Annotated in this window: 12 protein-coding genes; 11 read left to right on the top strand and 1 reads right to left on the bottom strand. The window is 39.0% G+C overall.

Features of this window, described 5'->3' with window-relative positions; genetic code table 11:
- Positions 1–100: 100 nt before the first annotated feature.
- From queC to HMPREF1519_RS05015, 10 genes are all read left to right on the top strand, one after another.
- Complete coding sequence (queC, locus tag HMPREF1519_RS05060) at positions 101–754, top strand: 7-cyano-7-deazaguanine synthase QueC (protein ID WP_037611388.1); 654 nt, start codon at positions 101–103, stop codon at positions 752–754.
- Entirely contained in the window at positions 754–1197 is a 444-nt protein-coding gene (gene queD, locus HMPREF1519_RS05055) for a 6-carboxytetrahydropterin synthase QueD (protein ID WP_037611387.1), read from the top strand. Before queC ends, queD begins: the two co-directional genes overlap by 1 nt.
- Positions 1190–1906, top strand: a complete 717-nt coding sequence (gene queE, locus HMPREF1519_RS05050; RefSeq protein ID WP_004182409.1) for a 7-carboxy-7-deazaguanine synthase QueE — start codon at positions 1190–1192, stop codon at positions 1904–1906. Before queD ends, queE begins: the two co-directional genes overlap by 8 nt.
- A gap of 122 nt (positions 1907–2028) precedes the next feature.
- Positions 2029–2520: a preQ(1) synthase gene (queF, locus tag HMPREF1519_RS05045; protein ID WP_037611386.1), complete on the top strand. Its 492-nt coding sequence runs from the start codon at positions 2029–2031 to the stop codon at positions 2518–2520.
- Positions 2521–2776: 256 nt separating this feature from the next.
- Positions 2777–4846: a CAP domain-containing protein gene (locus HMPREF1519_RS05040; protein WP_037611383.1), complete on the top strand. Its 2070-nt coding sequence runs from the start codon at positions 2777–2779 to the stop codon at positions 4844–4846.
- Between the two features lie 126 nt (positions 4847–4972).
- On the top strand, positions 4973–5743 hold the full coding sequence (locus HMPREF1519_RS05035) for a DUF1003 domain-containing protein (protein WP_037611382.1): 771 nt from the start codon (positions 4973–4975) through the stop codon (positions 5741–5743).
- Positions 5724–6614 carry an RNase adapter RapZ gene (rapZ, locus tag HMPREF1519_RS05030; protein ID WP_037611380.1) on the top strand — a complete coding sequence of 297 codons (891 nt, stop codon included), beginning with the start codon at positions 5724–5726 and terminating at the stop codon, positions 6612–6614. Before HMPREF1519_RS05035 ends, rapZ begins: the two co-directional genes overlap by 20 nt.
- A complete protein-coding gene (locus HMPREF1519_RS05025) occupies positions 6611–7585 on the top strand; it encodes a YvcK family protein (protein ID WP_002891102.1) in 975 nt (324 codons plus the stop codon). Before rapZ ends, HMPREF1519_RS05025 begins: the two co-directional genes overlap by 4 nt.
- On the top strand, positions 7582–8493 hold the full coding sequence (gene whiA / locus HMPREF1519_RS05020; RefSeq protein WP_022496679.1) for a DNA-binding protein WhiA: 912 nt from the start codon (positions 7582–7584) through the stop codon (positions 8491–8493). Before HMPREF1519_RS05025 ends, whiA begins: the two co-directional genes overlap by 4 nt.
- 17 nt (positions 8494–8510) lie before the next feature.
- Positions 8511–9908 carry a C69 family dipeptidase gene (locus tag HMPREF1519_RS05015; RefSeq protein ID WP_022496678.1) on the top strand — a complete coding sequence of 466 codons (1398 nt, stop codon included), beginning with the start codon at positions 8511–8513 and terminating at the stop codon, positions 9906–9908.
- A 56-nt stretch (positions 9909–9964) separates the two neighbouring features.
- Here HMPREF1519_RS05015 and HMPREF1519_RS05010 read toward each other — a convergent pair whose 3' ends face one another.
- Positions 9965–10786: a PrsW family glutamic-type intramembrane protease gene (locus HMPREF1519_RS05010; RefSeq protein WP_022496677.1), complete on the bottom strand. Its 822-nt coding sequence runs from the start codon at positions 10784–10786 to the stop codon at positions 9965–9967.
- A 157-nt stretch (positions 10787–10943) separates the two neighbouring features.
- On the opposite strand from HMPREF1519_RS05010, the gene HMPREF1519_RS05005 reads away from it, so the two are divergent.
- Positions 10944–12488 (top strand): zinc ABC transporter substrate-binding protein AdcA, encoded by a 1545-nt coding sequence (locus tag HMPREF1519_RS05005; protein WP_022496676.1) that lies wholly within the window; start codon positions 10944–10946, stop codon positions 12486–12488.
- Positions 12489–12560: the final 72 nt, after the last annotated feature.

Raw genomic sequence — 12560 nt, 5'->3', positions numbered from 1 at the left:
TGGGAGACACCATCGCTAAAAAAAACCATTACTGGCGTTTTTTGGCTCCCCCAAGGGGCCTTTTTATGTGTCTCAGACATCACGAATAAAGAGGAATATTATGAAACGTCAATCAGCTTTGGTCGTCTTTAGTGGCGGTCAAGATTCTACTACTTGCCTATTTTGGGCTCTTAAACATTATGAAACAGTTGAATTAGTTACTTTTGCTTATGGCCAACGTCATAGCTTGGAAATTGAAGTAGCTAAAGAGATTGCGCAAGAGCAAGGGCTTAAACACCATGTTTTGGATATGTCTTTGCTTGGTCAAATCACTGAAAATGCGTTAACATCTGATATTGAGATTGAGGCAGAAGAAGGTGAAGTTCCTAATACCTTTGTGGACGGGCGTAATCATCTTTTCCTTTCTTTTGCAGCTATTCTAGCTAAGCAACGTGGTATTACTGATATTGTTACGGGTGTTTGTGAGACAGACTTTTCTGGTTATCCAGACTGTCGTGATGTTTTTGTCAAATCGCTTAATGTCACACTTAATCTTGCCATGGCCTATGATTTTGTTATCCAAACCCCTCTCATGTGGTTAGATAAGGCTGAGACTTGGGCTTTGGCTGACCAACTTGGAGCTTTTGACTATGTTCGTGAAAAAACGCTAACTTGCTATAACGGTATTATTGGAACTGGTTGCGGGGAATGCCCTGCCTGTCACTTGCGTCAAAAAGGTCTTGAAAAATATCTAGCAGAAAGAGGAGAAGCTTAATGTTCTTTGCACCGAAAGAAATCAAGAAAGAAACAGGTGAGTCCTTGGTTTATAATCCTCACCGTACAATGGTTTCTAAAGAGTTTACTTTTGATGCTGCCCACCATCTCTTTAATTACGAAGGAAAATGCAAGTCACTTCATGGCCATACCTATCATCTTCAAATTGCAGTTAGTGGCTACTTGGATGAGCGTGGCATGACCTACGATTTTGGTGACCTTAAGCGCATTTATAAGGATCATTTGGAACCTCAGTTAGATCACCGTTATCTCAATGAGACTCTGCCTTATATGAATACAACTGCGGAAAATATGGTTTTCTGGATTTTCCAGACGACGAGTCAACATCTGCCAGAGGAGAGAGGACTTCGTTTGGAATATGTGCGTCTTTATGAAACACCAACAGCCTTCGCAGAGTTTAGACGGGAGTGGTTGGATGACTAGAGAACGTGTACTCAAACTGCCAGTGCTTGAAATTTTCGGACCGACTTTTCAAGGGGAAGGCCGAGCTATCGGTCAAAAGACCATGTTTGTAAGGACAGCAGGATGTGATTACCATTGTGATTGGTGTGATTCTGCCTTTACTTGGGATGGGTCAGAGAAGCCAACACGTATGACAGCTGATGAAGTTATTGAGGCTTTAGATGCGCTAGGAACTTATGACTATGTTACTCTGTCTGGAGGAAACCCAGCTCTTTTAGCGGCAAATATGGCTGAACTCGTTTCAAAACTCAAGGCTAGAGGAGTGACTTTGGCCGTTGAAACTCAGGGTTCTCGCTGGCAGGAGTGGCTCAAGGATATTGATCAAGTAACCTTAAGTCCTAAACCACCATCATCCAAGATGGAAGTCAATATGGAAACCCTTGACTTTATTGTTTCACAACTTGATCCTGATAAAGTTACCTTCAAAGTTCCTGTTTTTGACGATGATGATTTAGCCTTTGCTAAAATGATTCAGGAACGTTATCAGCCAGATGTCATGTTTCTTTCGGCTGGTAATCCTGAACCGAAAGCAGAAGGTAATATTGTCCAACATCAATTAGATCGCCTCAAAGAGCTCTGGGAGACAGTAGCTGCTGATGACTCGTGGGGAAATGTGCGTGTTCTCCCTCAGCTTCATACCCTACTCTACGATAATGAGCGCGGTGTCTAATCTTCACATTCTATAAGCTTAGAATTGATAGTATTTTTACTTTTTTAATGATTAACATTAGAAATTTAGATTAAAAATTGACCATATAAAGGTCTAGAAAAATTAACAACAAAGGAAGAAAAATGTCACAACAAGAAGAAATGAAAAACCTCACTCTCCTTGGTAATAAGGAGACACCTTATATTTTTGAATACTCTCCACAAGTCTTGGAGTCTTTTGATAATCGTCATACTGATAATGATTACTTTATCAAATTCAACTGTCCAGAATTTACATCACTTTGTCCTATTACTGGGCAACCTGATTTTGCAAGTATTTATATTTCTTATATTCCAGACCAGCTCTGCGTTGAGTCTAAATCTCTAAAGCTTTATCTCTTTAGTTACCGTAATCACGGAGACTTCCATGAAAACTGTATTAATACCATTGGTAAAGATTTAGTGAAACTTTTGAACCCTCGTTACTTAGAAGTTTGGGGTAAATTTACACCTCGTGGTGGTATTTCGATTGACCCTTATTATAATTACGGTCGTCCTGAAACAAAGTATGAGAAGATGGCCGAGCAACGTCTCTTTAATCACGATCTTTACCCAGAAAATATTGATAATCGTTAATGTTACGCTAAAAGTCCTTATACAAATAGAGGGCTTTTTTGTTTAAACACTTGCCTTTAAGCCCTAAAAGAGGTCCGCCTAACCGTTTTTCACAAAGAAAGTTAGGTCTTTGTTAGTCTTCTATTGGTTTAGTCTGAGAAACTTCTATTATTAAAATAATTTGACAATAGAAGTTTTATTTCTTACAATTAAAGTGTAAATGGAAATGTAAGCGATTGCTTATAAAAGGTATATTTTTTTAAAAGGGGAAAAGACAATGAGAAAGAGTTTACGATTATTTTCATGTGCTGTCCTAGGGGCAGCTATTTTAGCACCAACGGTAGTTGGCAACAATCATGCACAGGCCGATAGTTATTATGGACGTGGTTATTCTAATAACTATAGTTATAACTCATGGTATAACAACTATTATCCAAACTATGGTTATAACTACGGCTACAATGGCTATTATCCAGGCTATACTTACAATTATGGCTATAACTACGGTTACAATAATTACTATCCAAACTATAACTATGGCTATAATTATAACTATAATTATGGCTATAACAACTATAATCCTGGTTACAACAACTACAACGAATCAGGTACTTACCGCTATAGCAATGGTTATTTGTACTACATTTTGAGTGATGGTAGCTACTATGTTAACTATAACGGTCGTTGGGTTCGTGGTGGTGACTATAATAACAACAATAGTGGTTCTAACAATACACCAACGACAGGTTATGAGGTTTTGAGAAATGACCCTCACTACCGTTATGAAAATGGTACTCACTATTATTTGAAAGATAATGGCGATTATTACTATTATTCAAATGGTAAGTGGGTGCTTGTTAAGGCTTCAAGCACAGATTCTGAAGCTCCAACAACTTCAACTGTAGATTCAACGTCATCAGCAAGCTCAGAAGCACCATCAATGGTTGATTCAACGTCATCAGCAACTTCAGAAGCACCATCAATGGTTGATTCAACTTCGTCTGCAACTTCAGAGTCACCATCGATGGTTGATTCAACGTCATCAGCAACTTCAGAGTCACCATCGATGGTTGATTCAACGTCATCAGCAACTTCAGAAGCACCATCAACAGTTGATTCAACATCATCAGCAACTTCAGAGTCACCATCGATGGTTGATTCAACGTCATCAGCAACTTCAGAAGCACCATCAACTGTAGATTCAACGTCATCAGCAACTTCAGAAGCAGTATCAACTGTTGACTCAACTTCATCAGCAAGTTCAGAAGTAGCGTCAACTGTAGATTCAACCTCTGCCACAACTTCAGATGCTGCTTCAACAGGTAATTCAACTTCAGTAATCACCTCAGACTCAGTTGCTACTTCTGAGACAGGTTCAACATCAGAAACAAGTTCTGAAGCTCCTGAACTTGAAAAACCACCGTATGCGCCTGAAACAAACATTGACTATGATAAGTTGCCAAAACCAACATTGCCACCAACAGATTATCGCATGTATTCAGATCCACGATTTGTAGATGACAACGGTACCTATTACTACCGTGTGGCATTGACAGATGAAGATAATGCGCGTGGTATCGATGGTTACTACAAATGGGTTGATGGTAAATGGAAACTCTACAATGGTACTGCCAATGATGACCCTGAGCTTGATCCAGATTTCCATAAACCAGCAGGAAACGACGAATACATGTACGATGACAATGCATCAAGTGTTAAGTTGTATTCTGAAAATGTAGTTGGTACTGGTAAAGCTGGTGAAGCTCTTCCATTCCAAAATGTAGATGAATTCAAAGATTATGTTATTAAGAATTTTGCTCCAAAATTCTTAGATAATGCTGGCTGGGATTGTAATGTCACTTGGGAAATTGAAGATGTTGACAACTTCAACGCTTCTAAGGGCAGTGCTTGGGCACGTGACTATGTTATTACAGCTAATCTCAAGAGCGGTGTTGACGACAAAAAATATAGTGATGTTGAATTTGGTTATGTTAAATTTGTTTATCATGTAGAACCAACTGAAAACTCTGATTATGTTGAAGTTGACTCAGCTAAGGCTGCCTTTAATGAAATCAATGCGCAACGTACAGCTGCTGGTTTGCCAGCACTTACATGGTCTGATGATCTTTACAATAGCACAACCCTTCCACATGCCAAAGATATTTCACACACTTACAACAGTGATGGTATTGTTTACCGTCGTGAATCTGATGGTTCAGTTGTAGCCAATAAATGGTTGAGTAGTGGTATTCGTGAACTTCTCATGAGTCCAGATGCTACTCAAGCAGCAGTAGCTTGTGTTGTCGCTGGTGACGGTACTTACTACTGGACTTTAAATTACCAATAAGAAGAGTTTAAATTAATTGTCCCAATAATTGAGGAGTCTGAGGTTAGTCTTGGACTCTTTTCCTTTATCTATTGAACGTTTAAGCTTTCAATATGGTATAATAGAGCCTAGAAAGAAGGCGAAAATATGCAGGTTAAGAGAGTTCAGGATTATATCTCTAAAGAGTGGTTCGATGAAACCGATGGCTCTTATTTCGAACGTCTAAATAGTCGTTTGCAGGTGCTTTTGAAAAAAGATTACCCTGATTTACAAGGACATGATTTTATTAGTAATATCAGTCTTTTGGATTATAGGTTGGTTTTTCTTGATGAAGTTATTGCAAATGCTAATGAGAAAAACGAACATGTTCGGGAAACCGTTCACGATGTGACCAAGAGTTTATTGTACGAGGATCAAGACATCCAGGAACAATTGGATAGTAGGATTACTTTTGGTCAAAAAGTGGCGGATGAAGTGGCCCGATTTGGTGGATCTTGGACTTTTATCTTGTCATTCGTTGCTTTTATGGCTATTTGGATGGGGCTGAATGTTGTTCAACCCTTTGGGATTGCCTTTGATAAGTATCCATTTATTCTGTTGAATCTGGCCCTGTCTACTCTAGCGGCCGTTCAGGCACCATTGATTATGATGAGTCAGAATCGAGCATCGGATTATGACCGTTTACAAGCGCGTAACGACTATCACGTCAATACCCAGTCTAAGGAAGAAATCCGACTTTTGCATCAAAAAATAGACCACTTGGTTCAACAAGACCAATCAGATCTTCTGACAATTCAAAAATTGCAGACAGAAATGATTATGGGGGTTAGCCAACAAGTTGAGAAGATGTCAGACGATATTCGTGTCTTGAAAGAAGAAAGACTAGAAAGGGAGTCTCATGGGAACGAAAAAAATTAATTTAGTTGTTGTAACAGGGATGAGTGGTGCAGGTAAGACTGTAGCAATTCAATCTTTTGAGGATATTGGATACTTCACCATTGATAATATGCCCCCCTCTTTGGTACCTAAGGTTATCGAATTGGTAAAACATAGTGAAGAGACAGACAAGATTGCTCTTGTTGTTGACATGCGTAGTCGCTTGTTCTTCGATGAGATTAACGATATTCTGGATAAATTGGAAAGTAATGAGGAACTTAATTTCAAGATTCTATTCTTGGATGCCACTGATGGTGAATTGGTTTCTCGTTATAAAGAGACACGTCGTAGCCACCCATTGGCGGCAGATGGTCGTGTTTTGGATGGCATTAAGCTTGAGCGTGAGCTTTTGTCACCGCTTAAGAGCTTAAGTCAAAACGTGGTTGATACGACAGAATTAACTCCACGCCAGTTGCGTAAGGCTATTTCTGAACAGTTCTCATCTGAACAAGACCAATCTTCTTTCCGTATTGAAGTTTTGAGTTTTGGTTTTAAATATGGATTGCCATTAGATGCAGATCTAGTTTTTGATGTCCGTTTCTTGCCAAACCCTTATTATGATCCTGCACTTCGTAACCTCACAGGTTTGGATAAAGAGGTTTTTGATTACGTCATGAACCATAAGGAATCGGAAGACTTTTACAATCATTTGACACAGCTTATTAAACCAATCTTACCTGGTTACAAAAAAGAAGGTAAGTCTGTTCTTACCATTGCTGTTGGCTGCACAGGTGGTCAACACCGTAGTGTAGCCTTTGCACATCGTTTGGCTCAAGATTTGAAAAATGATTGGACAGTCAATGAAACACATCGTGATAAGGATCGACGTAAGGAGACAGTGAATCGTTCATGAAAAAACCAAGAATTACAGTAATAGGTGGGGGAACTGGTATCCCAGTCATTCTTCGTAGTTTGCGTCATAAGGATGTTGATATCACTGCTGTGGTAACTGTAGCTGATGATGGCGGTTCTTCGGGAGATTTGCGTGATATCATGCAACTGACACCTCCAGGGGATTTGCGTAATGTTTTGGTAGCTATGAGTGATATGCCTAAACTTTATGAAAGAGTTTTCCAATATCGTTTTGATAAAACCGATGGTGCTTTGGCTGGTCATCCACTCGGAAACCTAATCATCGCTGGAATTTCAGAAATGCAGGGCTCTACCTATAATGCCATGCAGCTTCTGACGAAGTTCTTCCATGTTACAGGAAAGATTTATCCAGCTAGTGAGACAGCCTTGACGCTTCATGCCGTTTTTCAGGATGGTCATGAAGTAGCAGGGGAGAGTAGTATTGCCCAGTACGATGGCATGATTGAACGCGTTTATGTGACCAATACCTATAATGATGAAGAGCCTAAGGCCAGTCGTAAGGTTGTTGATGCTATTATGAATAGTGATATGATTGTTTTGGGTCCTGGATCTCTTTATACATCGATTTTGCCCAACCTAGTTATACCAGAGATTCGTCAGGCCCTTATTGAGACCAAGGCTGATGTGACTTACATTTGTAATATTATGACTCAGTACGGAGAAACGGAACAATTCTCAGATGCCGACCATGTGGCTGTTCTTAATCGTCATCTTGGCTCTGATGTGATTGACAATGTCTTAGTTAACATCAAGAAAGTGCCTAAGGAATACATGGCTAGTAATAAATTTGATGAATACCTTGTTCAGGTTGAGCATGATTTTGAGGGCTTACGTCGTGAAGCTAAAACAGTTGTGTCTTCTAATTTTCTGCGACTTGAAAATGGTGGTGCCTTCCACCATGGTGACTTGGTAGTGGATGAGCTCATGCACCTAGTGAGGAACAAGTCATGAGTTTCACAATTAAGGTTAAAGAAGAGATAATTGCTGCTTCAACCAAAGACAAGGCTGAATTGTCAGCATTGATTAAGATGTCTGGTTCAGTTGGATTGACCAATCAAGGTTTGACTCTTTCCATCTCAACAGAAAATGCAAAGATTGCGCGACATATCTACCAATTAATGGAAAGTCGTTATCAGAGTAATCCTGAATTGAGACATCACAACAAGACCAATCTCAAGAAAAATCGTGTTTACACGGTTTTTGTCGCTGACCATGTCAATGATATTTTGTCCGATTTACAATTGGCGGATTCTTTCTTTGGCTTTGAAACAGGTATTGAAACATCAGTAATGGAAGATGACGAAGCTGGAAGATCCTATTTACGAGGCGCTTTTTTGGCGACTGGAACAGTACGTGATCCTGAAAAAGGCCGTTATCAATTAGAAATTTTTTCCGTTTACCAAGACCACGCAGAGGATTTAGCTTCTCTCATGAAAAAATTTATGCTCGATGCTAAGGTTTTGAGTCATAAAAATGGGTTTGTGACCTATCTTCAAAAAGCTGAGGACATTATGGATTTTCTCCTTGTTATCGGTGCAATGAACTCTAAGGATACCTTCGAAGAGGTCAAAATTATGCGAGAAACCAGAAATGATCTGAATCGTGCCAATAATGCGGAAACAGCCAATATTGCTAGAACGATTAGTGCTAGCATGAAAACAATTAATAATATTATCAAGATTATGGATACGGTTGGCTTGGAGATTTTACCGGTGGAGCTGCGCCAAATTGCCCAACTCCGTATTGCCAACCCAGATTACTCTATCCAGCAGATCGCAGATAGTATAGAACCTCCTCTGACCAAGAGTGGTGTTAACCATCGTCTCAGAAAAATCAATAAGATTGCCGACGATTTGTAAGTAGAAAGGAAGCTTTTATGGCTTGTACAACGATTTTAGTAGGTAAGAAAGCCTCATATGATGGCTCTACCATGATTGCACGTACTGAGGATTCTCAATCAGGCGTTTTTACGCCCAAAGAATTTCTCGTCGTGAACCCTAAAGACCAACCGCGTCATTACCAGTCTGTGCTTAGCAATTTTTCAATTGATTTGCCAGATAATCCTCTACGTTATACTTCTGTTCCAGATGCGCTTGGGAAAGATGGTATTTGGGGTGAAGCTGGAATTAACTCAGCTAATGTTGCCATGAGTGCAACAGAAACAATTACGACCAATGCGCGTGTTCTCGGCGCTGATCCTCTTGTTAAAGATGGTTTTGGAGAAGAGGATATGTTGACTTTGGTCTTGCCATATATCAAGACGGCGCGTGAAGGTGTCCTTCGTTTAGGAGAACTCCTTGAAACTTACGGAACTTACGAGTCTAATGGAATTGCTTTTTCAGACACTGAAGAAATTTGGTGGTTGGAAACAATTGGTGGTCACCATTGGATTGCAAGACGTGTTCCAGACGATGCCTATGTTACTAATCCAAACCAACTTGGTATCGATCACTATGAGTTTGAAAATCCAGACGATTATCTTGCCTCACCAGACATTCGAAATTTTATTAATAAACATCACTTGGATTTGACTTATTCTAATGAACACTTTAATCCACGTTATGCTTTTGGTAGCCAACGAGATAAGGATCGTCATTATAATACACCACGCGCTTGGGCTATGCAGAAATTTTTGAACCCAGAAAAAGATTATGATCCAAAATCATTCTTTATTCCATGGTGCCAAAAACCATACCGCAAAATTACAGTTGAAGATGTTAAATATGTCTTGAGTCTTCATTACCAAGATACGCCTTATGATCCTTATGGACCTCAAGGAGATGCAGTGAGTCAACGCCAATTTCGTCCAATCGGTATTAACCGTACTAGTCAAACAGCTCTCTTGCAAATGCGTCCTAACAAACCATCAGAAACAACTGGTATTCAGTGGTTAGCCTATGGATCAATGCCATTTGGTACAATGGTGCCATTCTGGACTCAGGTCGGAACAACACCTGCTTATTTCCGTCAAACAACTGATAAAGTAGATACAGGCAATTTCTACTGGAGTAATCGCTTGATTGCTGCTATCTGTGATCCTCATTTCCAACAGCATGAAGCTGATTTGGATGCCTATGTAGAAACAACGATGGCTCTAGGCCATGCCATGATTAATCATGTCGATAATGCTTTAGCAAATGGCGAGAGTATTGATTTTGAATCTGAAAATCAAAAAATTAGTGATAAGATTCAGTCAGAAACAGATAAACTATTGGCAAAAGTCTTAGATGATGCAAGTAACTTGATGACTAATCGTTTTTCTATGAGTGATTAAAGTCATCAAAAAAACCTTTCCATAAAATTGGAAAGGTTTTTTTAGTATTCTAAACATTACTTGTTTTCTTCATCCAGTTTCGAGAGAATCTGATAAAGTGTAATGAAAAAGAAAAGATTGACTGAAATGAGAAGGCCTGATGCCCATGGCAAATCGCTTTCTAAATTTCGAAGAGGTGAATTCCAAGCAAAGTGTGCCACAAAAGCACCGCAAGCATAAAGAATACCAATAAGACTGTACTTGGAATTAATGAGTTTTTGACGTGAACGCCATATAAGGACTAGCCCCATTGCAAGGAAGGATGTGTAAAGCCAGTGAGATGATACAGCACCAACAGTACGACCAAGAATCCCTGAAATCGTATAAGAAAAACCATCAGGCAAATCTGAAAGAATATAGGAGAAGTCTTCACTAATCTGGAAGCCAAGACCTGCCGTAATAGCGACAAGCAAGAGCTCCTTGTAACTTTTTGTTGGCACCATATAGATAGCAAAGAGAAAAGCAGCTAGTTTGAGGGGTTCTTCAACTAGGGGAGCCATAAGAGCATCCTCAAAGCGGTAGAAGAAACTCTTTGAAGAAAGATGAGCAGTCACCCAGTCGTGAGAAATGGTATTGGCATAACCAGCTATCCATCCTGTGATAAAGACTCCACCAATTAGAGCAAATATGAGAACAAGTGGTTTCACCTGCCATCTCTTGCCTAAGTATCGAACCAGAAATATTCCTGGTAGGATATAACATAAGGCAATTAGTGTTGATAGTCCAATAATACCGTATGCTGAACCAGACAAGGCACCTGAGGTGTATGATTGTGTATCATAAGTCAGGCCAATGGATGCAAGCAATAAAAAAAGATATAGGGTTAATTTACGAAACATGTATAACCTACTTTCCAAATGATATTTCCAGTATATCAAATAATTCTTTTTCATCGAAATATTTCAATTTTTTTATTTTAGTACTTGCAAAATAAATGAAGTGTGATATACTTAACCAGTAAACTATTAACTGGTTAAGTATTTTGAAAGGAATATCATGAAAAAGAAACGCATTTTTGGCCTAGCAGGAATAGCAGCAGTTGTTTTAGCTGCTGGTGCAGGTATTTATTATACGACTAGTCACCACGGTTCAAAAGGAAATAGCGACTTGAAGGTTGTGACCAGCTTTTACCCTGTTTATGAATTTACAAAGCAGGTTGTTGGCGATGAGGGAGAGGTGTCTTATCTTATTCCCGCTGGTAGTGAAGCCCACGATTTTCAACCATCTACTAAGAATGTCGCTGATATTGAAAAAGCAGACACTTTCGTCTACCTAAATGAAAATATGGAAACCTGGGTTCCAAAAGTTGAAAAGTCTATCAACACTAAAAATACAAAAATCATTAAGGCAAGTCAAGGCATGGTTCTCTTACCTGGAATAGAGGAAGAAGATCATGATCACGGTGGAGAAGAGCATCACCACGAATATGATCCTCATGTTTGGCTCTCACCTAAACGTTCTCAAAAATTAGTTGAAACTATTAGGGACGGTTTGATTGCTCAACACCCAGATAAAAAAGCAGTCTTTACAACTAATGCTGAGAAATACCTTAAAAAATTAAAGACTTTGGATAAGGAGTATACTGAAGCCTTAAGTCAAGCGAAACAGAAAAGTTTTGTTACCCAGCACTCAGCTTTTGCCTACCTTGCTTTAGATTACGGTTTGACACAAGTACCAATTTCAGGTGTTTCAGCTGAATCTGATCCATCTGCAAAACGTATCGCTAGCCTTTCTAAGTATGTCAAAGAATATGACATTAACTATATCTACTTTGAGGAAAATGCTTCAAGTAGCGTTGCCAAAACCTTAGCTAATGAAGTAGGAGTTAAGACAGCAGTTTTAAATCCAATTGAATCACTAACTAAGGAACAGTTGAAAAAAGGTGAAGATTATGTCAGTGTTATGACTGAGAATCTTAAAAACCTTCGTTTAACAACAGATGTTGAAGGTAAAGCTATCCAACCTGAAACAGGAAGCGATGATAAGAAAACAGTCCAAAATGGTTACTTTGATGACAAAGATGTCAAAGATAGGGAACTTTCTGATTGGTCTGGTGAATGGCAATCGGTCTATCCTTACCTCCAAGATGGTACTTTAGATCAAGTATTTGAATACAAAGCTCTATTGAATAAGGATAAAACCGCACAAGAGTATAAAGAGTACTACACTAAGGGCTATCAAACAGATGTTTCTAAAATTGCTATTGATGGTAAAAAGATGACCATGACTTTCACAAAAAATGATGGAAGTAGCGTGACACACACTTATCGTTATGATGGTTATAAGATTTTGACTTATGCTTCTGGTAAAAAAGGTGTCCGTTATCTCTTCACAGCAACTGACAGTCAAGCTGCTGACAATCCTTACCAATATGTCCAATTTTCAGATCATCAAATAGATCCAACAACTTCAGCACATTTCCATATTTTCTTCGGAAATAGTAGCCAAGATGAGATTCTAAAAGAGATGGATAATTGGCCAACTTACTATCCTGGAAAACTTAGTGGCTTTGAAATTGCCCAAGAAATGGTTAGTCATTAATACTAGAATTGCGCTCATTCGTGAGTGTTTTTCTTTTTTTAAAAAATCTTTCATTTCTTAAACTCTTAGAAA

Source organism: Streptococcus sp. SR4 (assembly GCF_000517725.1).
In the GTDB taxonomy this organism is placed as follows: domain Bacteria; phylum Bacillota; class Bacilli; order Lactobacillales; family Streptococcaceae; genus Streptococcus; species Streptococcus salivarius_F.
Note: the sequence above shows the minus strand (reverse complement) of the source record. Positions and strands in the feature narration are given on the sequence as shown.

What these genes read in the sequence shown, in the direction of transcription:
- queC (WP_037611388.1), top strand. Translation starts at nt 101, where the DNA reads ATGAAACGTCAATCAGCTTTGGTCGTCTTTAGTGGCGGTCAAGATTCT.
- queD (WP_037611387.1), top strand. Translation starts at nt 754, where the DNA reads ATGTTCTTTGCACCGAAAGAAATCAAGAAAGAAACAGGTGAGTCCTTG.
- queE (WP_004182409.1), top strand. Translation starts at nt 1,190, where the DNA reads ATGACTAGAGAACGTGTACTCAAACTGCCAGTGCTTGAAATTTTCGGA.
- queF (WP_037611386.1), top strand. Translation starts at nt 2,029, where the DNA reads ATGTCACAACAAGAAGAAATGAAAAACCTCACTCTCCTTGGTAATAAG.
- HMPREF1519_RS05040 (WP_037611383.1), top strand. Translation starts at nt 2,777, where the DNA reads ATGAGAAAGAGTTTACGATTATTTTCATGTGCTGTCCTAGGGGCAGCT.
- HMPREF1519_RS05035 (WP_037611382.1), top strand. Translation starts at nt 4,973, where the DNA reads ATGCAGGTTAAGAGAGTTCAGGATTATATCTCTAAAGAGTGGTTCGAT.
- rapZ (WP_037611380.1), top strand. Translation starts at nt 5,724, where the DNA reads ATGGGAACGAAAAAAATTAATTTAGTTGTTGTAACAGGGATGAGTGGT.
- HMPREF1519_RS05025 (WP_002891102.1), top strand. Translation starts at nt 6,611, where the DNA reads ATGAAAAAACCAAGAATTACAGTAATAGGTGGGGGAACTGGTATCCCA.
- whiA (WP_022496679.1), top strand. Translation starts at nt 7,582, where the DNA reads ATGAGTTTCACAATTAAGGTTAAAGAAGAGATAATTGCTGCTTCAACC.
- HMPREF1519_RS05015 (WP_022496678.1), top strand. Translation starts at nt 8,511, where the DNA reads ATGGCTTGTACAACGATTTTAGTAGGTAAGAAAGCCTCATATGATGGC.
- HMPREF1519_RS05010 (WP_022496677.1), bottom strand. Translation starts at nt 10,786, where the DNA reads ATGTTTCGTAAATTAACCCTATATCTTTTTTTATTGCTTGCATCCATT.
- HMPREF1519_RS05005 (WP_022496676.1), top strand. Translation starts at nt 10,944, where the DNA reads ATGAAAAAGAAACGCATTTTTGGCCTAGCAGGAATAGCAGCAGTTGTT.